19 protein-coding genes are annotated in these 24,795 nt (G+C 69.7%); 13 read left to right on the forward strand and 6 right to left on the reverse strand.

Annotation, left to right across the window (positions count from 1 at the left end):
- Positions 1-5: 5 nt before the first annotated feature.
- Positions 6-1,499: a methylmalonyl-CoA carboxytransferase subunit 5S gene (locus J4N02_RS13905; protein WP_188333643.1), complete on the reverse strand. Its 1,494-nt coding sequence runs from the start codon at positions 1,497-1,499 to the stop codon at positions 6-8.
- A 188-nt stretch (positions 1,500-1,687) separates the two neighbouring features.
- On the opposite strand from J4N02_RS13905, the gene J4N02_RS13910 reads away from it, so the two are divergent.
- Genes J4N02_RS13910 through J4N02_RS13920 form a run of 3 tightly spaced genes read left to right on the forward strand, consistent with a single transcriptional unit; the run spans position 1,688 to position 4,921 of the window.
- A complete protein-coding gene (locus J4N02_RS13910) occupies positions 1,688-3,670 on the forward strand; it encodes a DUF6541 family protein (protein WP_188333644.1) in 1,983 nt (660 codons plus the stop codon).
- A 49-nt stretch (positions 3,671-3,719) separates the two neighbouring features.
- The gene (locus J4N02_RS13915; protein WP_243760815.1) at positions 3,720-4,484 is read left to right on the forward strand and encodes a glycosyltransferase family 2 protein; all 765 of its coding nucleotides are present in this window, start codon (positions 3,720-3,722) and stop codon (positions 4,482-4,484) included.
- Positions 4,481-4,921, forward strand: coding sequence for a DUF2304 domain-containing protein (locus J4N02_RS13920; protein WP_188333645.1), 441 nt, complete (start codon positions 4,481-4,483; stop codon positions 4,919-4,921). Before J4N02_RS13915 ends, J4N02_RS13920 begins: the two co-directional genes overlap by 4 nt.
- Here J4N02_RS13920 and J4N02_RS13925 read toward each other — a convergent pair.
- Positions 4,912-6,309: a bifunctional dTDP-4-dehydrorhamnose 3,5-epimerase family protein/NAD(P)-dependent oxidoreductase gene (locus J4N02_RS13925; RefSeq protein WP_188333646.1), complete on the reverse strand. Its 1,398-nt coding sequence runs from the start codon at positions 6,307-6,309 to the stop codon at positions 4,912-4,914. The genes J4N02_RS13920 and J4N02_RS13925 overlap by 10 nt on opposite strands.
- Positions 6,310-6,337: 28 nt before the next feature.
- Positions 6,338-7,336, reverse strand: coding sequence for a dTDP-glucose 4,6-dehydratase (gene rfbB / locus J4N02_RS13930; protein WP_188333647.1), 999 nt, complete (start codon positions 7,334-7,336; stop codon positions 6,338-6,340).
- Positions 7,337-7,415: 79 nt separating this feature from the next.
- Here rfbB (J4N02_RS13930) and rfbA (J4N02_RS13935) point away from each other — a divergent pair, with 79 nt between their 5' ends.
- From rfbA (J4N02_RS13935) to J4N02_RS13955, 5 genes are all read left to right on the forward strand, one after another.
- Positions 7,416-8,291 carry a glucose-1-phosphate thymidylyltransferase RfbA gene (gene rfbA / locus J4N02_RS13935; protein WP_188333648.1) on the forward strand — a complete coding sequence of 292 codons (876 nt, stop codon included), beginning with the start codon at positions 7,416-7,418 and terminating at the stop codon, positions 8,289-8,291.
- Positions 8,292-8,533: 242 nt separating this feature from the next.
- Complete coding sequence (locus J4N02_RS13940; RefSeq protein ID WP_188333649.1) at positions 8,534-10,906, forward strand: CotH kinase family protein; 2,373 nt, start codon at positions 8,534-8,536, stop codon at positions 10,904-10,906.
- A 97-nt stretch (positions 10,907-11,003) separates the two neighbouring features.
- On the forward strand, positions 11,004-11,969 hold the full coding sequence (locus tag J4N02_RS13945; protein WP_188333650.1) for a metallophosphoesterase: 966 nt from the start codon (positions 11,004-11,006) through the stop codon (positions 11,967-11,969).
- A gap of 79 nt (positions 11,970-12,048) precedes the next feature.
- The gene (locus J4N02_RS13950; protein WP_188333651.1) at positions 12,049-12,999 is read left to right on the forward strand and encodes a glycosyltransferase; all 951 of its coding nucleotides are present in this window, start codon (positions 12,049-12,051) and stop codon (positions 12,997-12,999) included.
- 84 nt (positions 13,000-13,083) lie between these two features.
- Positions 13,084-14,361 carry a hypothetical protein gene (locus tag J4N02_RS13955; protein ID WP_188333652.1) on the forward strand — a complete coding sequence of 426 codons (1,278 nt, stop codon included), beginning with the start codon at positions 13,084-13,086 and terminating at the stop codon, positions 14,359-14,361.
- Here the strand turns inward: J4N02_RS13955 and J4N02_RS13960 are convergent.
- Positions 14,279-15,073: a glycosyltransferase gene (locus tag J4N02_RS13960; protein ID WP_208090987.1), complete on the reverse strand. Its 795-nt coding sequence runs from the start codon at positions 15,071-15,073 to the stop codon at positions 14,279-14,281. The two genes, J4N02_RS13955 and J4N02_RS13960, sit on opposite strands and share 83 nt — an antisense overlap.
- A 174-nt stretch (positions 15,074-15,247) precedes the next feature.
- Here J4N02_RS13960 and J4N02_RS13965 point away from each other — a divergent pair, with 174 nt between their 5' ends.
- The 3 genes from J4N02_RS13965 to J4N02_RS13975 all read left to right on the forward strand — a co-directional run bounded on the left by J4N02_RS13965 (position 15,248) and on the right by J4N02_RS13975 (position 20,499).
- On the forward strand, positions 15,248-16,744 hold the full coding sequence (locus J4N02_RS13965) for an amino acid permease (RefSeq protein WP_188333653.1): 1,497 nt from the start codon (positions 15,248-15,250) through the stop codon (positions 16,742-16,744).
- 153 nt (positions 16,745-16,897) lie between these two features.
- Complete coding sequence (typA, locus tag J4N02_RS13970) at positions 16,898-18,763, forward strand: translational GTPase TypA (RefSeq protein ID WP_188333654.1); 1,866 nt, start codon at positions 16,898-16,900, stop codon at positions 18,761-18,763.
- Between the two features lie 74 nt (positions 18,764-18,837).
- Positions 18,838-20,499 (forward strand): Ig domain-containing protein, encoded by a 1,662-nt coding sequence (locus J4N02_RS13975; RefSeq protein ID WP_188333655.1) that lies wholly within the window; start codon positions 18,838-18,840, stop codon positions 20,497-20,499.
- Between the two features lie 40 nt (positions 20,500-20,539).
- Here the strand turns inward: J4N02_RS13975 and rfbA (J4N02_RS13980) are convergent, their stop codons facing one another.
- A complete protein-coding gene (gene rfbA, locus J4N02_RS13980; protein WP_188333656.1) occupies positions 20,540-21,415 on the reverse strand; it encodes a glucose-1-phosphate thymidylyltransferase RfbA in 876 nt (291 codons plus the stop codon).
- 50 nt (positions 21,416-21,465) lie between these two features.
- On the opposite strand from rfbA (J4N02_RS13980), the gene rfbB (J4N02_RS13985) reads away from it, so the two are divergent.
- Both rfbB (J4N02_RS13985) and J4N02_RS13990 read left to right on the forward strand, forming a co-directional pair.
- On the forward strand, positions 21,466-22,464 hold the full coding sequence (gene rfbB / locus J4N02_RS13985; protein WP_188333657.1) for a dTDP-glucose 4,6-dehydratase: 999 nt from the start codon (positions 21,466-21,468) through the stop codon (positions 22,462-22,464).
- A complete protein-coding gene (locus tag J4N02_RS13990; RefSeq protein WP_188333658.1) occupies positions 22,464-23,864 on the forward strand; it encodes a bifunctional dTDP-4-dehydrorhamnose 3,5-epimerase family protein/NAD(P)-dependent oxidoreductase in 1,401 nt (466 codons plus the stop codon). The genes rfbB (J4N02_RS13985) and J4N02_RS13990 overlap by 1 nt, the downstream gene beginning before the upstream one ends.
- Here the strand turns inward: J4N02_RS13990 and rfbA (J4N02_RS13995) are convergent.
- Entirely contained in the window at positions 23,852-24,721 is an 870-nt protein-coding gene (rfbA, locus tag J4N02_RS13995) for a glucose-1-phosphate thymidylyltransferase RfbA (RefSeq protein ID WP_188333659.1), read from the reverse strand. The genes J4N02_RS13990 and rfbA (J4N02_RS13995) overlap by 13 nt on opposite strands.
- Positions 24,722-24,795 lie beyond the last annotated feature (74 nt).

Raw genomic sequence — 24,795 nt, forward strand, 5'->3', positions numbered from 1 at the left:
CGTGTTCAGGCCCTTTCGACCGTGACGGAGTGCTCGCGGCCACCCAGGGTGACCGTGTAGGAGATGGGGCCCTTGACCGCACCCGCGGCGTCCTTGGCCGACTCGGCGGCCTTGGCCATCTGCTCGGGGGTCTTGCCGACGTTCTTGGGGCCGTCGGCGCGGGAGGCGAAGAAGCCGGGCGCGACCGAGGGGAACATGGCGTAGGTCAGCACGTCCTCGGCGCTGCCGTCGGCGCCGTCGAGGGCGGACGCCTCGGCGACCAGCTTGTCCCACTCCGGCTCGAGGTGGTCGGCCGGGCGGTCCGTGATCGGCTCCTTCTTGGTCTGGTTGTGCGCGATCGCGATGACCTCGGGGTCGCGCTCGCCGATGCACTCGCCGTAGTAGCCGAGCATCAGGTCGGCGAACTCGCCGGTCAGGACCTTGTACTTGCCCATGAGGACGTTGAAGACGGCCTGCGTGCCCACGATCTGGCTGGAGGGCGTGACCAACGGCGGGTGGCCGGCGGCGGCCTTCACCAGCGGCACCTCCTCCATGACCTCCTTGATGCGGTCGCCCGCGCCCTGGGCCTTCAGCTGGCTCTCCATGTTGGAGAGCATCCCGCCGGGGATCTGGCTGGAGAAGATGTCGGTGTCGACCAGCGTGGCGGACTCGAACTGGGCGTACTTCGGGCGCACCTTCGCGAAGTGGTCACGGATCCTGAGGAGGCGGTCCATGTCCAGTTCGGTGGTGTAGCCGGTCCCCTCCAGCATGGCGACCAGGGACTCCGTCGGGTTGTGGCCCGGGCCGAGGCTCATCGAGCTGATGGCGGTGTCGACCACGTCGGCGCCGGCCTCGATGGCCTTCATCAGGCTGACCAGCGTCACGCCGGTGGTCGAGTGGCAGTGCACGTTGACCTGGACGTCGCCGTAGGTGTCCTTGATGCCCTTGACGATGTCGTAGGCGGGCTGCGGCTGGAGCAGGGCGGCCATGTCCTTCAGCGCGATGGACTCGGCACCCATGTCGATCAGCTGGCCGGCGAGCTTGATGTAGCCCTCGGTGGTGTGCAGCGGGGAGATCGTGTAGCAGATCGTGCCCTGCGCGTGCTTGCCGGTCTTCTTGACGGCGTTCATGGCCCGCTCCATGTTGCGCGGGTCGTTGAGGGCGTCGAAGACGCGGAAGACGTCCATGCCGTTCTCGGCGGACTTCTCGACGAACTTGTCGACGACGTGGTCCTCGTAGTGGCGGTAGCCGAGCAGGTTCTGGCCGCGCAGCAGCATCTGCAGGCGGCTGTTGGGCATCAGCTTGCGGAAGGTGCGCAGGCGCTCCCAGGGGTCTTCGTTCAGGAAGCGGATACAGGCGTCGTAGGTCGCACCACCCCAGCACTCGACGCTCCAGAAGCCGGCCTTGTCGATGTCCTCGCAAGCGTCGACCATGTCCTCCAGGGCCATGCGGGTCGCCATCAAGGATTGGTGCGCGTCGCGCAGAGCAAGTTCAGTCACGCCGATGGTTCGTGGGCTCATGGTGCCTATCATGCCACTGTTGCTACTACATGTCGTCGGAGCGACCAAAAATCCCAATCCCCGACCGCATGGTTCCCACCATGTGGACGCGCGCGCCCAGGAGGCGAGAGAGGGGGCCGCTTCGCCAATACCGGCTCCCCCGCAGGTGCGGCGGAGACATCGTGGGCCCTCATGGAAGGATGTGGCACATGCAGTGGCTCTCCCTCCTCGGACCCGTCGTGGTCGCGATGGCGTTGTTGATCCTTCCCGGGTTGCTCATCTCCCTCGCCGGCGGGCTGCGCGGTTTCGCGGCGGTCTCCTACGCGCCGGCGCTGTCGGTGACCACGATCTCCGTCGCCGCGCTCGCGACCGGGTTCCTCAACGTCGGGTGGGGCTGGCCCGTGGTGGCGGCGGCCGCGGTCGTCCTGGCGCTCCTGGCGTGGGGCGTGAGCGTGGCGCTGCGGCGGTTGTTCGCCGCTCCGGACGCCGGAACAGTGCGGCCGTCCCTGGGGCAGCGCCTCCGCGACGAGGCGCCCCTGTGGGTGGGCCTCGCCGCCGCGTTCGTGCTGCTGACCCGCCACGTCCGCAACATCCTCGACCGGCCCGACGCCTTCTCGCAGACGTTCGACAACATCTTCCATCTGTCGGCGATCCGCTACATCTTCGCGACCGGGAACGCCTCCCCGTTCGACATCGGGCTCATGACGACCCCGCCGGGGAACCCCAGCGCGTTCTACCCCACGGCGTTCCACGACACGGCCTCGCTGGTGATGGCGAGCTTCCCCGACACCGTGACGCTGCCGACCAACGGCGTGCTGCTCGTCACCGTGGCCCTGATCTGGCCCCTGTCGTGCCTGGCGCTCGTCCGTGCCATCGTCCCGCTGAGCTGGCCGACCGCCGTCGCCACCGGGGTGCTCGCGGCGTCCTTCAGCGCCTTCCCCATCCTCCTGCTGGATTTCGGCGTCCTGTATCCCAACCTGTTCGGTCTGGCGCTCGTGCCGGCTCTGATGGCCCTGGTGGTGCAGGGCTTCCGGCTGGGCACCGGTGAGGCCCTGGAGCCGTGGCGGGCGTGGTGCTTCCTCGTCGCCTCGCTCCCCGGCCTGGCCGTCGCCCACCCGAACACGCTGATGACCCTCGTCGCGATCGCCATCCCGATGATCGTCGCGGCCCTGTGGCGCACCGTCGTGCGCCACCGCCGCGGCGAGACGAGCACGCGCACCCTGATCCTGGCTCTGCTGGCCGCGCTCGTGACCGGCGTGGTGATCCGGCAACTGTGGGTGTACGTCCGCCCCGACGAGGCCGCCGCCACCTGGCCGCCGATCACCACCATCCCCTCCGCGCTCGGCCAGGCGATCCTCAACGCCCCCGACCAGTCGCGCGCCGCGTGGCTGCTCAGCCTCGTGGCCCTCATCGGCCTGCTGAGCGTCCGCCGGCTGCGGCTCGGCTGGCTCGCGGCGTCCTGGGGGATCATCGTCGCGCTGTGGCTCGTGATCGCCGGGGCGGGCCCCACGCCGTTCCGGACGGCCCTGGTCGGCATCTGGTACAACGACCCCTGGCGATTCTCGGCGACGCTGCCGATGGTCGCCCTGCCCCTGGCGGCGGTCGGCGTGCACCGCGTGGTCCTGGCCGCGCAGGACGCCCTGGACCGGCACCGCGACCGCGTCCGGGTCCCCCCGGCCGCGGCGCTCGTGGCCCTCACCCTGCTCGTCCCGGGCATCCTCGTGGCCGGGACGCAGCGCGCCTCCTACATGAACGAGGCCGTCGACAACGCCTCGCAGATGTACGCCCTGACCCCCGAGTCGCCCCTCGTCACGACCGACGAGTACGCGATCCTGTCGCTGGCCGCCGAGCAGGTGCCCGCCGACGCCGTCGTCGCGACCAATCCCTGGAACGGCTCGTCGATGGCGTGGGCGCTCAAGGGCATCCACACGACGACGACCCACGTCCTGTACACGGCCTCGCCCGATCTCGAGATCGTCAACGAGTCCCTCGACGACGCGGCCACCAGCCCGGCGACGTGCGACGCCCTGGACCGACTCGATGTGCAGTACGCGCTCGACTTCGGCGACCGGGAGGTGCACGGAGCCCACCACCCGATGCCCGGCTTCGACTCCCTCGACACCGCCCGCGGCTTCGAGCTGGTGGCCGAGCAGGGGGACGCCGCACTGTTCCGCATCACCGCTTGCCGCTAGCCCGCTCGACCTCCCCGGAGCGGGCGCGGCGGCCCGTTAGGATCGAGGCGTGCAATCCGAACTTGTCCCGGAGCCGACACGGCCCCACCCCCGGACGCTGATCATCATGCCGGCGTGGAACGAGGAGGAGGTCATCGGCGAGACGGTGGCCGAGGTCCGCACCGCGCTGCCGTGGATCGACCTCCTCGTGGTCGATGACGGCTCCACCGACAGCACCGCCGAGACCGCGCGCCGCGCCGGCGCCACGGTGCTGTCGCTGCCCTACAACCTGGGCGTGGGCGGGGCGCTGCGGGCCGGCTTCAAGTACGCCTGGCGCGGTGGGTACGACCAGGCGATCCAGGTGGACGCCGACGGGCAGCACAACCCCGTGGACGTCCCCCGCGTGCTCGAGGGGCTCCAGCGCGCCGACATCTCGATCGGCGCACGCTTCGCCGGCGAGGGCGACTACCAGGCCCGGGGCCCGCGCCGCTGGGCGATGACGCTGCTCGCGACCACGATCTCCTCGGCGGCCAAGACCAAGCTCAACGACGTGACGTCGGGGTTCCGGGCCGCCAACCGGCGCGCCATCCTGCAGTACACCGAGCATTTCCCGGCCGAGTATCTGGGGGACACGATCGATTCGCTCGTGACCGCGATCCGCGCGGGGCTGGTCGTGACGCAGGTGCCCGTGGCGATGCGGCCGCGGCAGGGTGGAGTGCCCAGCAAGAACCCGTGGAAGTCCACCATCTACCTGGGTCGGGCCGCGTTCGCGCTGCTCATCGCGGCCACCCGCCGGCGCACGCCCGCGCCGCGCCTGAAGGAGGTCGAGGCATGACCACGGTCGTGTTCGTCATCGTCGCCGCCATCACCCTCGCGACGCTCTTCCGGGTGCTCCGCTCGGGTCACCTGCGCGAGAAGTACGCCGTGCTGTGGATCGTGGTCGGCCTGGCCGTGGTCGTCATCGGGGTGTGGCCCGGGTTCCTGAACATCCTCGCCGATTGGCTCGGCGTCCAGGTGCCCTCGAACCTGTTGTTCTTCCTCGCCATCGTGCTGCTGCTCGGCGTCTCGCTCCACCTGTCCCTGGCGGTCTCGAAGCTCGAGGCCGAGACCCGCACCCTGGCCGAGGAGATCGCCATGCTGTGGGAACGCACCGAACGCGGGGCGGTCGCCGTCGAACCGGCCGAACGCGGGCCGGCCGCCGTCGAACCGGCCGAACGCCAACCGGCCGCCGTCGAACCGACCGAGCCCGAGGGGCGCTCCCCTCAGGCCTGAGCGGCGTCGGCGAGGTAGCCGCGCAGCGCCTCGTCGGCGTCCCGCGGGAGGAACCCGGTGGCCTTGATCTTGTCGAGGCTCAGCGTGCTGTGCACCGGGCGGGGGGCCACCGTGCGGCCCGCGGCGAAGTCCTCCGTCGACTGCGGCGACACCGCGCCCTTGTCGTGCCCGGTCAGCTCGAAGACGCGGCCGGCGATCTCGTACCACGAGCGGGTCGGGCCGTCGTTGGTGACGTTGTAGGTGCCGGCCGGGGCGCCGCTGCGCACCAGGTGGACGATCGCGTCGGCGAGCGTGTCGGTGAACGTGAGGCGTCCGAACTGGTCGTCCACGACGGCCGGGGCGACCCCGCGTTCGGCCAGGGAGGCCATGGTGCGCACGAAGTTGCGCCCCTCCCCGATGAGCCAGCTCGTGCGCAGCACGTAGTGGCTCGGCAGCGTCGACACCAGCGCGTCGCCGGCCGCCTTCGAGGCGCCGTAGACCCCCAGCGGGCTGAACGCCTCCTCCTCGGTGTGCTCGACCTCGCGGCCGTCGAAGACGTAGTCGCTGGACACGTGCACCAGGGTGAAGCGGTGCTCGCGGGCGGCCGCGACCAGGTTGGCGACCGCGCCGACGTTGACCGCCCAGGCGCCGCGGCGTCCGTCGGGGGTCTCGGCGTCGTCGACGGCCGTCCAGGCGGCGGCGTTGATGACGGTGCCCACGCCCTGCCAGGGGTAGCCGGCCACGGCGTCGGCGTCGGTGAGGTCGAGCGCCTCGATGCCGAGCGCGTCGGCCTCGGGCAGCACCCGCTGCAGCGCGTGGCCTAGCTGTCCGCCCGCGCCCACGATCACGGTGCGCCGCTCGGGCATGGGGCGCACGTCGGCCAGGCGCGGGTGTGCCAGGTCGGCGTCGGAGATGGTGGCCTCGGCGAGCGGGATGGGCCAGGGGACGGCCACCGTCTCGTCGGCGAGGTTGAGGTAGGTGTAGGACGACCGCGCCTCGGGGCTCCAGTGATCGTTGACCAGGTAGGAGTAGGTGGTGCGCGGCTCGAGGGCCTGATAGCCGTTGGCCACGCCGCGGGGCACGAAGACGGCGGTCTCGGGCCCCAGTTCGAGGGAGAAGCTCGCACCGAAGCTGTCGCCGGCGCGCAGGTCGACCCAGGCACCCAGGATGCGGCCCGTGGCCAGCCCGATCAGCTTGTCCCAGGGCTCGGCGTGCAGGCCCCGCGTCACGCCGGCGTCCTCGTTGTAGGACATGTTGTTCTGCACCGGCCCGAAGTCGGGCAACCCGAGCGCCGTCATCTTGGCGCGCTGCCAGTTCTCCTTGAACCAGCCGCGAGCGTCCCCGTGCAGGGGAAGCCGCAGCACCAGCAGTCCGGGGATGGCGGTGGTCTCGACGGTCACGCCGGTCATGCGGGGGCTCCTTGGGTGCGGGCGGGGATCACTGACCCGTGCGGGCGTACTTGGCCTCGGTCTCGGCCTTGATCGGACGCCACCACGCCTCGTTGTCCCGGTACCAGGCGATGGTGTCGGCCAGGCCGTCCTCGAACGAGGTGAAGCGGGGCGCCCAGCCCAGCTCGTCGCGCAACCGGCCGGCGTCGATGGCGTAGCGCATGTCGTGGCCGGGGCGGTCGTTGACGTGGTCGTAGGCGTCCTCGGGCTGCCCCATGAGCCGCAGGATCGTCTCGATGACGGTCTTGTTGTTCAGCTCGCCGTCGGCGCCGATGAGATAGGTCTCCCCCAGCCGGCCGTCCTCGATGATGCGCAGCACGGCGGCGTTGTGGTCGTCGACGTGGATCCAGTCGCGGACGTTGAGGCCGGCGCCGTACAGCTTGGGCCGGACGCCGTCGATCACGTTGGTGATCTGTCGCGGGATGAACTTCTCGATGTGCTGGAACGGACCGTAGTTGTTCGAGCAGTTGCTGATGGTGGCCCTGACGCCGAAGCTGCGCACCCAGGCGCGCACCAGCAGATCGGAGCCCGCCTTGGTCGAGGAGTACGGCGAGGAGGGGTTGTACGGGGTCGTCTCGTGAAACCGCTCGGGGTCGTCCAGCTCCAGATCGCCGTAGACCTCATCGGTCGAGACGTGGTGCAGGCGGGTTTCGTGCTTGCGGACCGCCTCCAGGATCGTGAACGTGCCCACGACGTTGGTCTGCACGAACGGCGAGGGGTCGTTCAGCGAGTTGTCGTTGTGGGATTCGGCCGCGAAGTGGACCACGACATCGGCGTCCGCGACGAGGCGGTCGACCAGGTCGGCGTCGCAGATGTCACCGTGGACGAACGTCACGCGGTCGGCGGGCAGGCTCTCGATCGAGTCGGGCCGCGCGGCGTACGTGAGCTTGTCGAGGACGGTGACGCGGTGATCGGTGTGGGCCAGCAGGTGCCGGACGAAGTTCGTGCCGATGAAGCCGGCACCGCCGGTGATCAGGTAATGCGACATGGCTGGCAGCCTATCGAAAGCCCACTGCGGGTGACGCGCACGTTGCTCCCCCCGGGGGCGGCACGACAGGATGGACGCCATGCGAGGAATCATCCTGGCCGGCGGGTCCGGCACGCGGTTGCACCCCATCACCCAGGCGACGTCGAAGCAGTTGGTCCCGGTCTACGACAAGCCGATGGTCTACTACCCGCTGTCCACGCTGATGTTCGCGGGGATCCGTGACGTGCTGGTCATCACGACGCCGCACGAGGCGGCCCCGTTCCAGCGGCTGCTGCAGGACGGCTCGCAGTTCGGCATCAACATCTCCTACGCCACCCAGCCGGAGCCCAAGGGCCTGGCGCAGGCCTTCACGATCGGTGCCGATTTCGCGCGCGGCGAGAAGTGCGCGCTGGTGTTGGGCGACAACATCTTCTACGGGCCGGGGCTCGGCCGGCAGCTGAGCAAGCACGCCGACGTGGAGGGGGCCGCGGTCTTCGCCTACTGGGTGGCCGACCCGACCGCCTACGGCGTCGTCGAGTTCGACGAGGACCGCCGCGCGCTGTCGATCGAGGAGAAGCCGACCGCGCCGAAGTCGAACTACGCGGTGCCGGGGCTCTACTTCTACGACGAGCAGGTCGTCGACATCGCCGCCGGCCTCCAGCCGTCGGCGCGGGGTGAGTACGAGATCACCGACGTGAATCGGCACTACCTCGAGCGCGGCGAACTCCAGGTCGAGGTGCTGACCCGCGGGACCGCATGGCTGGACACCGGAACCTTCGACTCGCTCAACGACGCCAGCAACTTCGTGCGCACGGTGCAGGCGCGCCAGGGCCTGCAGGTGGGATGCCCCGAGGAGGTGGCCTGGCGTCAGGGTTTCCTCTCCGACGACGAACTCCGCGAGCGGGCCGAGGCGTTGACGAAGTCCGGATACGGCGACTATCTGCTCAACCTCCTGGCCCGCGGGCGCCAACTCTGAGGCCGTAGCCCCACCCGTGGCGGGTAGGGAAGAAACGAGAATCCTCCCTAGTGAACGCATAACAGCGTCCGCATTGCGTTCGGTCACCGCCACGTCGCGGTGAGGTGACGATCAGGTTGCGGGTATCTCGCCTTGCCAGCGGCCTACTGGGGGTGTCACTATCTTGACACTCGCGGGGTTGTTGCAGCCTCGCCAGATATTGGTGTCCTCCGACCCCGTGGGACCCGAGAAAGGCCCCTTACATGCACACGACTCGCCACCTCGCCGGGCTCCGGCGCGCGGCGGCCATCCTGGTCGCCGCCGCGCTCGCGGTCGCCGGGCTCGGCACCCTCCCGGCGTCTGCGGCACCGCAGAGCGCCGACCTCCCGACACTGAACATCACGTTGGCCGATCCCGACGCGTCGCACAACTCGCTCAACTACGTGCACGCGTCCAAGGACAACAAGGTCGCCACGACCATGACGCTGGAGGATCCCTCCGGCGCCCACAGCATCGAGGCCCCCGTCGCCGGTGAGATCAAGGGCCGCGGCAACTTCACCTGGAACCTTCCCAAGAAGCCGTACCAGATCAAGTTCGCCGACAACACCTCGGTGCTCGGCATGGCCAGCTCCAAGACGTGGGTGCTGCTCGCCAACGCCGCCGACGCGTCCCTGATGCGCAACAAGGTGGCCTTCGAGTTCGCCGAGAAGATCGGCCTGGCCTACTCGCCGGAGTCCCGCTGGGTGGACCTGCGCGTCAACGGCCAGTACATGGGCAACTACCAGATCAGCGAGAAGACCGAGGTCAAGAAGAACCGCGTCGACCTGAAGCATGAGCAGGGCGTCATGGTGGAGCTCGACAACAACTACGGCACCGCTGAGGACTACTACTTCCGCACCGGCACCAGCAAGTCGCTGTTCGTGCTGAAGGAAGCCAAGTCCGACGTCCCCGACCTCGACGAGGGCCCGCTGCCCGCCGCCACGCAGGCCGGCTGGGACGACATCAAGAACACGCTGAACCGCGTCGACCAGCTGCTGGCCGCCGCCAAGGTCGACTGGGCCGCGCTGAGCGCGCTCATCGACGTGGACTCGTTCATCAAGTACTACTTCGTCTACGAACTCACGGCGAACCCCGAGCTCTCGCAGTCGAGCATCTACTTCTACAAGGACGGGCCCTCCAGCAAGCTGTTCGCCGGCCCCGTGTGGGACTTCGACAGCGGCCTGGGCAACTACGACCGCGCGCCGCACCTCGGCTCGAACCCCAACACCGACTACGCCAAGAGCATCAGCATCCTGCGCCAGCAGGGCAACGGCTGGTACCACGACCTGTTCCGCACCGAGGAGTTCCTCGACCGCGCGCAGACCCTGTGGAACCAGAGCATCCGCGCCGAGGCCGTCCTGATCCCGGCGAAGATCACCCGCTGGGAGGGCCAGCTGAAGACCTCCGCGGCCAACAACTTCAACAAGTGGAAGATCCTCGGCGGCCCGACGCTGCTGATCCCCGGCTGGGGCAAGAACTACAGCACCACCTACGCCGGTGAGGTCGCCTACCTGCGCGACTGGATGAAGACGCGCATCACCATGCTGGCCAAGGAGCACACGCCCACGCCGCGTCTGCGCTACCGCGGCCACGTGCAGCTCGTCGGCTGGCAGCCCAAGGTCAACACCGGCCAGGTCGCCGGCACCGTCGGCCAGGACAAGCGGCTCGAGTCCATCCTGCTCGCGACCCCCGGCACCAGCGCCATCGACTCCATCCAGGGCATCGCCCACATCCAGGAGATCGGCTGGACGAGCTGGGGCCAGGCCGCGACGCTCGGCACCACCGGCCAGGACAAGCGCCTCGAGGCGGTCGCCTACCGCCTGACCGGTTCGCTGGCCAACCAGTACGACATCTCCTACCGCGTCCACATCCAGGACATCGGCTGGCAGGGCTGGAAGGTCAACTCCGAGATGGCCGGCACCGAGGGCCAGGGCAAGCGGATCGAAGCGATCCAGATCAGGCTGCTCTCGAAGGCCGCCGTGACGTTCCCGGCGCTCCCGCCGGAGCCGACGCCCACGCCGACCCCCACGGCCACGCCGACGCCGACCCCCACGGCGACGCCGACGGCGACTCCCACCGCGACGCCGAGCGCCACGCCGACGCCGACGCCGACCGCCACCCCGACGGCCACGCCGACGCCGACGCCGACCCCCACGCCGACGCCGACGCAGAACTTGACGGTGCGCGCTTCCTACAACGGCAACGTGCAGGACTTCGGCTGGACGCAGGTCTACGAGAACGGCGCCACGCTGGGGCAGGTGGGTAAGCGCCTCGAAGCCATCAAGCTGAAGGTCGCGAGCCCCCAGGTGACGGGCAACCTCACCTACCGCGCCCACGTCCAGGAGGTCGGTTGGCAGCCCTGGATCGAGGCCGCCAGCGGCCGCTACATCGGCACCGAGGGCCGTTCGCTCCGCGTGGAGGCGTTCGAGGTCAAGCTCAACGGTGACCTGGCGACGAAGTTCGACATCCGCTACCGCGCCTACGTCAAGGGCAAGGGCTGGCAGGCCTGGGTGAGCAACGGTCAGACGGCCGGCACCACCGGTCAGTCGCTCCAGATCGAGCAGGTGCAGTTCCAGGCTGTTCGCAAGGCGGGCTAGTCCCCGTCCCTCCGCAGAGCCCAGGCCTCCGGGCCTGGGCCCTGCGCCATCCCCGGCGCGACCGGCCCCTCCCCCGAAGACGAAAGCTGGTGACACGATGAAGGCGACGAGCCGACGTGCTGCCCTCGGCGCGGCTGCGCTGCTGTCCACGGCGCTGATCGCGTCCGGCTGCACCCCCGTGACCGTTCCGACATCCACCCCCGGCGGCCCCGATACGACCGCCACCGCGCAGCCGCAGACCGCCACCACGCCGCGCACGCGGCTGGCTCTCATCACTGACTTCGGCACCTGCGACGAGGGCGAGCAGTGGGTGGCCGACCAGGTGAAGGCATGGGACGTCGACGCCATCGTCACCACCGGCGACAACACGCAGAACGAAGGGTGCCCGCCGTACAGCGACACGGTGTGGAAGTACTACGACAAGGGCGCGGACGGCAAGGGCGACCCGCTCTTCTTCCCGACGCTGGGCAACCATGACTACTCCGACCCCGGCGCGGGGCTCGAGGCGTACCGCAGCGCGTTCCCCTACCTGAGCACCGACGCCGACCCGCAGCAGCGCTGGTACACCGAGACCATCGGCCTCACGACGATCTACAGCCTCAACAGCGAGTCCACCGCCGAGGAACTCGAGGCGCAGAGGGTCTGGCTGTCGGAGACGCTGCCCGCCCAGAAGGCCGCCCATCCGGACAACTGGAACATCGTGCTGTTCCACAAGCCGGCCTACACCTCGGGCATCCACGAGCCGAACCGGGCGATGCGTCCGGACGCGGGGTTCGACTACAAGGCCTGGGGCGCCGACATCATCATCTCCGGCCACCAGCACATCTACGAGGACATCGTCGTGGACGGGATGCACTACGTCACGGCCGGCCTCGGCGGGACGGCGAACTTCCGCGAATGCCCCGCCGAGCGCCGTGAGGGCAGTCGGCTGTGCCTCGAGGGCACCGGCGGCATGCGCATCGAAGCGACCCCGCGCACCCTGAGCTTGGAGTACTTCCAGCAGGGCTCGGCCGGCCAGCCCAAGATCACCGACACCATCCAGCTCAAGCGGTCCTCCGACTGAGGGGCGAGGCGCCCCGACACGGGGTACCTTCGTCACGGAACACGAGCACGCCCACACGCCGCAGATCGGAGAGACGCCCATGCGCCCAGGCCCCACCGACGCCCAGCGAGCCGACGATGCGAGCCGAACGGCCGCGTCCGGCCCCCGCCTCGACATCGTCGTGCCGTACTGGGGGGACCCCGAGTACATGCGACAGACCGTGCGAAGCGTGCTGGCGCAGACGTCGGACGCGTGGCGCCTGCTCGTCAGCGATGACGCCTACCCCGACCCGTGGCTGGGCCCCTGGCTCGCGGAGCTGGGCGATCCTCGGATCCAGTACCACCGCAAGGAGTCCAACGAGGGGCTGATCTCCAACTTCCGCACCAGCGTCCGCCTGGCCGAGGCGCCGCTGCTGATGGTGCTCGGGTCGGACGACCGGCTGCTGCCGACCTTCGTGGAGTCGGTGCTGCGCGCGAGCGACGCCTTCCCGTGCGCCACGATCATCCAGCCCGGCGTCCGCGTCATCGGCTCCGACGGTGAACCGGCGGGAGGCTTGGCCGACGCCGTGAAACAGCGGCTGCTGGCACCCTCACCCAAGCACCCCCACGTGCTCGCCGGCGAGGAGGTGGCCACGTCGCTGCTGCACGGCGACTGGCTGTACTGGCCCTCGCTGGTGTTCCGGACCGCAGCCATCCAGTCGGTGGATTTCCGCGACGAGTACTCGATCATCCTCGACCTCGAGCTCATCCTCAGCCTCATCGAGCGCGGGGCGTCCCTGCTGGTGTGGCCCGAGGTCACGTTCGAGTACCGGCGGCACGCGGCGTCCGAGTCGAGCACCGCGCTGCTGGACGGAACGCGCTTCGCGGGCGAGCGGCAGTTCTTCGACGAGATCGCGTCCCGCATGAGCGCGCTCGGATGGACGGGTGCCGCGCGCGCGGCCAGGCTGCACGCCACCTCGCGGCTGCACGCCGCGACCATCCTGCCGCGAGCGGTGGCGGAGCGTCGTCCGGACGCCGTGCGCGCGCTCGCCCGCCACGCCTTCGGGCGCTGACCCGGCCCCGAAGCGGCGCGCGTGGCGCTGCTACCATCGATCGCGCCGCAGCGCCCGGCCTCGGGCGACGCAGAGGGAGGGCGAATGGAGCCGCAGCAGCCAGCCGCGCGGCCCGACAAACCCACCGGGCGGGGCGTGACCGGCGTCGGCCTCGGCTCCCTGATCTCCGCGATCGCCGTCTACGTCGTCCTGCTGATCGCCTCTCGGACGCTCCCCACGGCTGCGAACACCGAACTGCTGACGTGGCTCGCCGCCTTCCAACTCGCCACGGGCCTGCTGACCGGGCTGTCGACCGAGCTGACGCGTTCGGTGGCCAGCGCATCCGGGGCCCCCGAGGGGCCCTCCGTGCTGAAGGTCGGCGCCACCGTCGGACTCGCGGCGGGCGGCGTCCTGGCCCTGACGGCGCTGTGGTGGGCTCCCCTGCTGCTGGGCAGCGCCGACCTGCTCGCCGCGGGCTTCCTGTGCCTCGGCATCGTCGGCTTCGCCTGCCATTCGGCCATGTCCGGGGGATTCTCGGGCACCAGTGACTGGCCCGGCCTGGCGCGCCTGCTGCTGCTCGAGGCGATTCTCAAGCTGTGCCTGGTGGGCGTCGTGGCGCTGGTGGGGGCGACCGTGGCGGGCTTCGCGGGAGCTATCGCCGGGGCGGCGTTCGCCTGGACGATCCTGGCGCTGACGGCGCCCGGACGCCGCGCGCTGGCGGCCCGCACGGACCGCCGCCCGCGTGAGCTCGCACCGCGGCTCTTCTCAGCGGTCGGCGCGCAGGGGGCCAGCGCCCTCCTCACCGTCGGGTTCCCGCTGCTGCTGGCCGCCACGACGCCCCGCCCGGAGTACGCCGAGAGCGCCCCCCTGCTGCTGGCCATCTCGCTGACCCGCGCGCCGCTGCTCATCCCGCTCGGGGCCTTCCAGTCGATGGCGATCACCCAGTTCGTGCACACGACCCGTCACCGCGGCGTCCTGCTGCTGCAGCTGGCCATGCTGCAGCTCGGAGTGGGCGCGCTCGGCGCCCTGGCCGCGTGGCTGATCGGGCCCTGGTTGATGAAGGTGCTGTTCACCTACGAGATCGGCGGCATGCTGCTGGCCGGCCTCACCCTCGCCGCCGCCGCGCTGGCGCTCCTGACGCTCATCGGCGCGCTGTGTCAGGCGTCCGACCGGCACGCCTGGTTCCTGGGCGGGTGGATCGTGGCGGTCGTGACGTCGCTGGCCTGCCTCCTCACGCCGTTCGGCATGGAGACGCGCACGCTTCTCGCGCTCCTGGCCGGGCCCCTGGTGGGGGCCGCGCTCATGAGCGGGGGGCTTCTCCTCGCCTCCGGGCACCGCCGCGACGGCGTCCCGCCAGCACCGCCACGCAACGCAGCAGCATGAGGCGGCTGCGCAGCACCTGGGGCAGCGCGCGCGGCTTGTTCGGCGTCTGATTGGAGCCGTGCAGGCGGCGTGCGACCGTTCGGTCGGCCAGGTGGGCGATGCAGCCGAAGACGTTGCCGTACAGCCCGAGCCACAGGTCGTGAGATTCGTTGAGCCACGACGGGAACGGCAGCACGCCGGGCAGGGCACTGCGGCGCACGCCCATCGCGCAGCCGTAGTAGGGGCGGTTCCCCGCCAGGACGCCGACGATGTTGCGCAGGTGATGCCGGGAGTCGGACGGCCGCAGCGACCAGTCGGGCTGCCCGTAGGGCCCTTGGATGGCGTCGGGGCCGCCGAGGGTGGTGAGGTTCGTCGCCACCACGTCGACGTCCTCCAGGGCAGCCGCCATGGCGTCCACGCGGCCGGGCAGCCACACGTCGTCCTGATCCGCGAGCAGCAGCACGTCGCCGGTGGCGCGGCCGAGCGCCTCCTCGAAGGTGCGGACGTAGCCGCGGTTCTGCGCGCGGGGGAAAAGCCGGACGCGGGGATCGCGCTCGGCGATCGCGCGCACCACGGCGACCGTGTCATCGGGCGAGGCGTCGTCCACGACCACGACCTCGTCGCCGTCGCCCAGCTGGGCCAGGATCGAGTCGAGCTGCTCGGTGACGAACTCCGCCCCGCGGTAGGTGGCCATGCAGACGCTGACGCTCCTGCGACCCTGGCTGGCATTCATGGTGGCTCCTCACTGTGGCGCGATCGACCCTAGCGTCACGGGGCACCCCCACGCCCCTCCCCGGAGTCGGCAGACGTTCTCGCAGAAATGGAATCCGCTTCGCGGGGAGGGTGGACCGGAGTAGTTCTTCCCGGTACCCGCAATCCCCCTGCAGTTCGATCAGGAAGCGTCATCATGGACCTACTGCGCACCAAGAGTGTCGAACAATCCATCGCCGACACCGACGAGCCGGAGTACCAGCTCAAGAAGTCCCTCAGCGCCCTCGACCTGACGGTGTTCGGCGTCGGCGTGGTGATCGGCGCCGGCATCTTCACGCTGACCGGGCGCGTCGCGCACACCATGACCGGCCCGGCGATCGTGCTCAGCTTCGTGCTGGCGGCGATCTGCTGCGGCCTGGCGGCGATGTGCTACGCCGAGTTCGCGGCGTCGGTGCCGGTGTCGGGCTCGGCCTACACCTTCAGCTACGCCTCGCTGGGCGAATTCTTCGCCTGGATCATCGGGTGGGACCTAATCCTGGAAATGTTCCTTGGAGCGTCCGTCGTGGCGCAAGGATGGAGCGCCTACCTGGGCGTATTCCTTGAAAACTTCGGGATCATCATTCCCGAACAGGTCGCCTACGGCGGCGTCGTCGACCTCCCGGCCGTGCTGCTGGTCTGCGTGCTCGGCGTGCTCGTCGGGTTCGGCATCAAGGAGTCGATGCGGGTCAACATGGTGCTGGTCGCCCTGAAGCTCTTCATCGTCCTGTTCGTCATCGTGGCCGGCCTGCAGTTCATCAACCCGGCCAACTACACCCCCTTCGTGCCCGAACCGCAGGCCACCGAGGCCGTCACCGGCTGGACGCAGCCGCTGCTGCAGGCCCTCGGCGGCGCGGCTCCCATGGCGTTCGGCTGGGGCGGCGTCATCGCCGGCGCCTCGCTGGTGTTCTTCGCCTACATCGGCTTCGACGTGGTCGCCACGACCGCCGAGGAGACCAAGCGTCCGCAGCGCGACCTGCCGATCGGCATCATCGCCACGCTGGTGATCTGCACCGTCCTGTACTGCGCCGTGGCGCTGGTCGTGACCGGCATGGTCTCCTACCGCGACCTCGACCCGGCAGCCGCGCTCGCCAACGCGTTCGTTTTCCACGGGCAGGGCTGGATGGCCACGCTGATCTCCGCGGGCGCCGTCGCCGGCCTCACCACCGTGGTGCTGACGCTGCTGGTCGGCGCGACCCGCATCATCTTCGCGATGTCGCGCGACAACCTGCTGCCGATGAGCCTGGCCAAGGTGCACCCGGTGCACCGGACGCCGGCGCGCATCACCGCCATCGTCACCGTCGTGTGCGCGCTGATCGCCGGCCTGACCCCGGTCGGCATGCTGGAGGAGATGGTCAACATCGGCACGCTGAGCGCGTTCGTGCTGGTGTCGATCGGCATCCCGGTGCTGCGGAAGAAGCGTCCCGACCTGCCGCGCTCCTTCAAGGTCCCCTTCTCCCCGGTGCTGCCGATCATCTCGGCGGCGATCTGCCTGTACCTGATGCTGAACCTGTCGGTGGAGACGTGGATCCGGTTCCTGGTGTGGCTCGCGATCGGCCTGGTGATCTACTTCGTGTGGTCCGGGCATCACTCGCGCGTCCAGACCGGCGTGGAGCTCCCCCACGACCTGAAGAAGGCCCTGGGCGAGAACCACTGACCCCCGATCAGGGCCGCGCCCGCGGCGCCCGAACGTGGACGCCGCGGGCGCGGCGCCGTCTCACCCCAGGGGTGTGGCAAGGGGGCATTAACGCTCGAGGCGTCCCGGCGCGTAGAATCGAGCGTCAATCCACCGAAGGTCTCGGAGATCTGCATGCCCACACGCGCCGACCTGCGCAACGTCGCCATCATCGCCCACGTCGATCACGGCAAGACCACGCTGGTGGACGCCATGCTGTGGCAGTCCGGCGCGTTCCGCGAGAACCAGGACGTGGAGAACCGCGTCATGGACTCGATGGATCTCGAGCGCGAGAAGGGCATCACCATCCTCGCGAAGAACACCGCCGTCGAGCACACCATGGCCAACGGCGAGCAGGTGACCATCAACATCATCGACACCCCCGGCCACGCCGACTTCGGCGGCGAGGTCGAGCGCGGCCTGGAGATGGTCGACGGCGTCGTCCTGCTGGTGGACGCCTCGGAGGGCCCGCTGCCCCAGACCCGCTTCGTGCTGCGCAAGGCGCTGGCCAAGAAGCTGCCGATCATCGTCGTCATCAACAAGGTCGACCGCTCCGACGCGCGCATCAGCGAGGTCGTCGACGAGGTGTACGCCCTGTTCATGGACCTCGTGGACGACGACCAGGCCGACCTGCTCGACTTCCCGATCGTGTACGCGGCGGCGAAGGCCGGGCGGGCGTCCCGGACGCAGCCCGCCGACGCCACCATGCCCGAGGAGGAGAACCTCGAGGCGCTGTTCGAGGTCATCATGGAGACGATCCCGGCGCCGACCTACACCGAGGGCGCGCCGCTGCAGGCCCACGTCACCAACCTCGACTCCTCGCCCTACCTGGGACGCCTGGCGCTGTGCCGCATCATCGAGGGCGAGATCAAGCGCGGCCAGCAGGTCGCGTGGATCCGCCGCGACGGCTCGGTGCAGAACGTGAAGCTGTCCGAGCTGCTGATGACCAACGCGCTCGAGCGCGTCCCGGCCGACTCGGCGGGCCCCGGCGACATCGTCGCGATCGCGGGCATCCCCGAGATCAACATCGGCGAGACGCTGTCCGACCCGGCCGACCCGAAGCCGCTGCCGCTCATCCACGTCGACGAGCCGTCGATCTCGATGACGATCGGCATCAACACCTCGCCGCTGGCCGGCAAGTCGGGCAAGAAGCTCACCGCCCGCCTGGTCAAGGCACGCCTGGACGCCGAGCTCATCGGCAACGTGTCGATCAAGGTGAACAACACCGAGCGCCCCGACACCTGGGAGGTGCAGGGCCGCGGCGAGCTGCAGCTGGCCGTGCTGGTCGAGATGATGCGGCGCGAGGGCTTCGAGCTCACCGTCGGCAAGCCCGAGGTGCTCACCCGCACCATCGACGGCAAGGTGCACGAGCCCGTCGAGCGCCTCACCGTCGACGTGCCCGAGGAGCACCTGGGCACCGTCACCCAGCTGATGGGCACCCGCAAGGGCCGCATGGAGCAGATGATCAACCACGGCACCGGCTGGGTGCGGTTGGAGTTCACCATCCCGGCCCGCGGCCTGATCGGCTTCCGCACCGAGTTCCTCACCCAGACCCGCGGCACGGGCATCATGCACCACGTGTTCGAGGGCTACGAGCCGTGGGCCGGCGAGATCACGACCCGCTCCACGGGGTCGCTGGTCGCCGACCGGACGGGCGCGGTCACCTCCTACGCCCTGTTCAACCTGCAGGAGCGCGGCATCATGTTCGTCGCCCCGGGTGAGGAGGTCTACGAGGGCATGATCGTCGGCGAGAACCCCCGCAACGAGGACATGGACGTCAACCCCACCAAGGAGAAGAAGCTCACCAACGTGCGCTCCTCCACCGGTGAGGAGCTGGAGCGCCTCGTGCCCCCGCGCGTGCACAGCCTCGAGCAGGCCCTCGAGTTCTGCCGCGGCGACGAGTGCCTCGAGGTGACCCCCTCGGCGGTCCGGATGCGCAAGACGATCCTGGTCGGCCACGAGCGCGCCAAGGCGCGCAGCCGCGCCAAGAAGGACGCCTGAGACACCGGCCGGGCCTGGGTGACGAGGCCCGACGGACCCAGTACCCTGACGGCACATCACGATCGGAGGCCGTCATGGTGCGCCGTTGGGCCCAGGCGCTGCTTTGCCTGCTCGTCACTGTGGCCGCCCTGGGCGCCGGGCTCGCGACGCCCGCACAGGCGGCCGGCGTGATGGACGGGTACGACCCGGGCAACCTCATCAGCGATGCCAGCTTCTTCAACTCCGGCACGATGTCGGACTCCGCCATCAGGGACTTCCTGGCCAGCAAGGGGGCCTCGTGTGTCGCCGGGCCCATGCCGTGCCTGAAGGACTACCGGGTCGACACCCCCGCGACCCCGCTCACCGAGTACTGCGCAGCCCTGCCGGCCGTCAGCAACAACTCGGCCGCCGGCATCATCGGGGCGGTCGCCCGGGCCTGCCGCATCAACCCCCAGGTCCTGATCGCGCTCCTGCAGAAGGAGTCCGGCCTGGTGACCGCCTCGGGGGGCCAGTTGACCGCGACCGCGTACGCCAGGGCGACCGGTGCCGGCTGCCCCGACTTCCAGCCCTGCGACCCGGCCCAGGCCACCTTCGTCCTCCAGGTCTACGGCGCGGGCGAGCGGTTCCAGAGGTACGCCAAGTACCCGGAGCGGTTCAACGTGAAGGCCAGGACCACGAACCAGATCCTCTACAACCCCGACACCCGTTGTGGACGCGCCTCCGTCTACGTCGCCAACCAGGCCACGGCAGGCCTGTACAACTACACGCCCTTCACGGCGGACGCCGCGGCACTCAGCGCCGTGGTGGGCGAGGGCGGGTACTGCTCGGCGTACGGCAACCGCAACTTCTTCACCACCATGAAGTCGTGGTTCCCGGCTGCCATGACAGGGTCGACCCAGGCGCCCATCGTCCCCTCCCCGACCCCCACCCCGCTTGGGCTCGTGATCTACGCCGGGCATGTCCAGGGCACCGGGTGGCAGCGAGCCGTGGCCGACGGTGCGATGGCCGGCACGACCGGCCAGTCCCTGCGGCTGGAGGCCCTCCGCTTGTGGGTCGACTACTTCACCAAGGGCCTCACCGCCCGTGGCCACGTGCAGGACGTCGGCTGGCAGCCGTGGGTCACCTCCGGTGGAGTGGTCGGCAGCACCGGGTTCAATCGACGCCTGGAAGCCATCGAGTTCAAGCTGACCGGACAACTCGCCGCCCTCTACGACATCCGCTACCGAGCCCATGTGTCGGGCATCGGGTGGCAGCCCTACCGGCTCAACGGCGCCACGGCCGGGACGACCGGGCAGGCGCGCGCCATCGAGGCCGTGGAGGTGGAACTCGTCCCGAAGACCGTCGCGATCACGTACGCCGCGCACGTGCAGAACCGGGGTTGGCTGCCGCCGGTCACCAGCGGCGGTACGGCGGGCACGACGGGGCAGAGCCTGCGTCTGGAGGCGCTGTCCCTGCACCTTCCCAGCGGTGTCCCGGCCGACCTCGTCGAGTGGCGCGGCCACGTGCAGGACGTGGGCTGGCAGCCGTGGCAGGGGTCGGGCACGGACATCGGCACGTTGGGCCGTGGTCTCCGCCTCGAGGCCCTCGAGGTGCGCCTGAAGGGCACCGCCGCCACCACGCACACGGTGCGCTACCGCGCCCACGTCCAGGACGTGGGCTGGCAGAACTGGGTCGCCGACGGGGCCTTGGCTGGGACGAGCGGCCAGTCCAAGCGTGTGGAGGCCGTCCAGATGACGATCACCCCGCGCACGCGCTGACCGGCTCACCCGCGGTCAACGCGCGGCGCGGGGAGGCGCGTCAGCCGACTCGTCCCGCCTCGAGCAGGCCGAGCAGGTAGGAGCCGTAGCCGGACTTCACCAGCTTGGTCGCGCGCTCGCGCAACTCGTCGTCGGTGAGGAAGCCCATGCGCCAGGCCACTTCCTCCGGGCAGCCCACCTGGAGGCCCTGCCGGGCCTGGATCGTCCGGACGAAGTTGCTGGCGTCGTTCAGGGAGTCGAACGTCCCCGTGTCCAGCCACGCCGTGCCACGGGTCAGGACGCCGACCTGCAACGTGCCCTGCTCCAGGTAGACGCGGTTCACGTCGGTGATCTCGTACTCCCCGCGTGCCGACGGCTTCAGGTCGGCGGCGATGTCGGTGACCTGCTCGTCGTAGAAGTACAGCCCGGGCACAGCGTAGTTCGACTTCGGCTGGGCCGGCTTCTCCTCGATCGAGGTGGCCCTGTTGTTCTCGTCGAACTCCACCACGCCGTAGGCGGTCGGATCCGACACCCAGTAGGCGAACACGGCCGCGCCGTCCACCTCGCTGAAGCCGCGCAGCTGCCGGCCCAGGCCGGGGCCGTAGAAGATGTTGTCCCCCAGCACCAGCGCGCACTTCTCGCCGCGGGCGAAGTCGGCGCCGATCGTGAACGCCTGTGCGAGCCCCTTGGGCTCGGGCTGGGTGGCGTACGAGATCGAGATGCCGAACTGCGAGCCGTCCCGCAGCAGGCGCTGGAAGGCGTCCGCCTCGTGCGGGGTGGTGATCACGAGCACGTCGGAGATCCCCGCGAACATCAACGTCGACAGCGGGTAGTAGATCATCGGCTTGTCGTAGACCGGGACGAGCTGCTTGCTGGTCGCCTGGGTGATGGGGTGCAGCCGGGTACCAGAGCCGCCGGCCAGGATGATTCCACGCATGCGGTCATTGTGTCGCATCGGGGCGCCGCGGGGTCCTCTAGGCTGACCTCGTGGCTCATTACCTCGTGACCGGCGGCGCCGGCTTCATCGGCAGCAACTTCGTGCGGACCCTCGTCAACGACACCGACCACACCGCGACGGTGCTGGACAAGCTCACCTACGCGGGGCGGCGTGAGTCCCTCGATGGGCTGCCCACCGACCGCGTCGACCTGGTCGTCGGCGACATCTGCGATGCCGACCTCGTCGACAGGCTGGTCGCCAGGTCCGACGTCGTCGTCCACTTCGCCGCCGAGTCCCACAACGACAACTCCCTCAACGACCCCAGTCCGTTCATCGACACGAACCTGGTCGGCACGTTCACGCTGCTGGAGGCCGTCCGCAAGCACGACGCACGGTTCCACCACATCTCCACCGACGAGGTGTACGGCGACCTCGAGCTCGACGACCCCGAGCGGTTCCACGAGACGACGCCCTACAACCCGTCCTCGCCGTACTCCTCCACCAAGGCCGGCTCCGACCTGCTGGTGCGCGCCTGGGTGCGCTCGTTCGGCGTCCGGGCGACGATCAGCAACTGCTCCAACAACTACGGGCCGCGCCAGCACGTGGAGAAGTTCATCCCCCGCCAGATCACCAACCTGATCGACGGCGTCCACCCCAAGCTGTACGGGGCCGGCCTCAACGTCCGCGACTGGATCCACGTGGACGACCACAACAGCGCCGTGCTGCAGATCATCGACTCCGGCCGGATCGGGGAGACCTACCTGATCGGTGCCGACGGCGAGATGAACAACAAGTCGGTCGTGGAGATGATCCTGCGCCTGATGGGGCACCCCACCGACGCCTACGAGCACGTCAACGACCGCCCCGGCCACGACCTGCGCTACGCCATCGACTCCACCAAGCTGCGCACCGAACTCGGCTGGAAGCCCCGCTACACCGCGTTCGAGGACGGCCTGGCCGCCACCATCGACTGGTACCGCACCAACGAGGCCTGGTGGCGTCCCATGAAGGAGGCCACCGAGGCCAAGTACGCGAAGACGGGCCAGTGATGGCTTCGACAGGCTCAGCCGACGGGCTCGCCGTCCACACCACCCCGATCCCGGGGCTGCTGGTCCTCGAGCTCCCCCTCCACGGGGACTCGCGCGGTTGGTTCAAGGAGAACTGGCAGCGGGAGAAGATGGTCGCCCTCGGCCTGCCGGACTTCGGCCCCGTCCAGAACAACATGTCCTACAATTCCGAGGCCGGCGTCACCCGCGGGCTGCACGCCGAACCGTGGGACAAGCTCGTCTCGCTCGCTTCCGGACGGATCCTCGGCGCGTGGGTCGACCTGCGCCCCGGCGACACCTTCGGCGTCCCCTTCACCCTCGAGATGGGCACCGACAAGGCGGTCTTCGTGCCACGCGGGGTGGCCAACGGCTACCAGGCACTGGAGGCGAACACCACCTACTCCTACCTGGTCAACGACCACTGGTCACCCGAGGCCCGGGCGTCCTACACGTATGTGAACCTGGCCGACGAGACCGCCGCGATCGAGTGGCCCATCCCCTTGTCGGAGGCCATCATCAGCGACGCCGACCTGGCGCACCCCCGCCTGGCCCACGTGGTCCCGATGGCGCCGCGACGCACCGTGATCGTGGGTGCCGGCGGACAGCTCGGACGCGCCCTGCAGGAGGTCTTCCCGGACGCCGAGGCCCTCGACCGCAGCCGGCTCGACCTCACCGACCGCGACGCCGTGCGGGCGTTCCCCTGGTCGGGCGTCGGCACCATCATCAACGCCGCCGCGTGGACGGCCGTCGACGCCGCCGAGACCGACGAAGGACGCCGCGGCGCCTGGTCGGGCAATGTCGACGCCGTCGCACACCTGGTCGGCGTGTGCCGCGAACACCGCATCACCCTCGTGCATGTCTCCAGCGACTACGTCTTCGACGGCCAGACCGAGGTGCACACCGAGGACGAACCCGTCGCGCCCCTGGGCGTGTACGGGGTCACCAAGGCCACCGCCGACGCCCTCGTGCAGACCCTGCCCGACCACTACATCGTGCGCACCAGCTGGGTCATCGGCGAGGGCAGGAACTTCGTCCGCACCATGGCCGACCTCGCCCGCCGCGGCATCGAACCATCGGTGGTCGACGACCAGTACGGCCGGCTCACCTTCACGACCACTCTGGCCGACGGCATCCAGCACCTGCTCCAGGCACGGCCCGCGCCGGGGATCTACAACCTGACCAACTCAGGGCCCACCCGGTCGTGGTTCGACATCGCGCGCGAGGTGTTCACCCTCGTCGGAGCCGACCCCGAAACGGTCTCCCGCCAAACGACTGCAGACTTCGCAGCCGGCAAGGTCATGTCACCACGCCCCCGGCACAGCACCCTCGACCTCACCAAGATCCAGACCACCGGGTTCACGCCACCCGACGCCGACGAGGCCCTGCGCGCCTACCTCTCCTGAGCCAGAAGGTTCAGCAGGTAGTCGCCGTAACCGGACTTCACGAGGGGCTCTGCCCGGGCACGCAACTCGTCATCGGTCAGGAAGCCTTGGCGCCACGCCACCTCTTCGGGGCAGCCGACCTGGAGGCCCTGACGGGCCTGGATGGTACGCACGAAGTTGGACGCGTCGTTGAGTGAGTCGAACGTTCCCGTGTCGAGCCAGGCCGTCCCGCGCGGGACGACCTCGACCTGCAGGGTCCCCTGGTCGAGGTAGACCCGGTTGACGTCGGTGATCTCGTACTCGCCGCGGGCCGACGGCTGCAGGCTGGCCGCGATCTCGGTGACCTGCTCGTCGTAGAAGTACAACCCCGGCACGGCGTAGTTCGACTTCGGGTGCGCGGGCTTCTCCTCGATCGAGATCGCCTTTCCCGTGTCATCGAACTCGACGACGCCGTAGGCCGTCGGGTCGGCCACCCAGTAGCCGAACACGGCGGCGCCCTCGATGTCGCCGAACCGGGAGAGCTGTCGCCCCAGACCCGGCCCGTAGAAGATGTTGTCGCCCAGGACAAGGGCGCACTTCTCACCGCGGGCGAAATCTGCGCCGATGGTGAACGCCTGCGCCAGACCCTTCGGCTCGGGCTGGGTGGCATAGCTGATGCTGATCCCGAACTGCGAGCCATCCCCCAGCAGGCGCTGGAACGCCTCCGACTCGTGCGGGGTCGTGATCACGAGCACATCCCTGATGCCGGCGAACATCAGCGTCGAGAGCGGGTAGTAGACCATCGGCTTGTCGTAGATCGGGACCAGCTGCTTCGAGGTCGCCCTGGTGATGGGGTGCAACCGGGTGCCGGACCCGCCGGCCAGGATGCTGCCACGCATGGCCCGATCCTCCCACAGCGCGGTTCGCACCCGGTCACGCGTGCGGGTGACCGGCGCCCTGTCCGGCGCCCCCC

Source organism: Propioniciclava sp. MC1595, from assembly GCF_017569205.1.
GTDB lineage: Bacteria > Actinomycetota > Actinomycetes > Propionibacteriales > Propionibacteriaceae > Propioniciclava.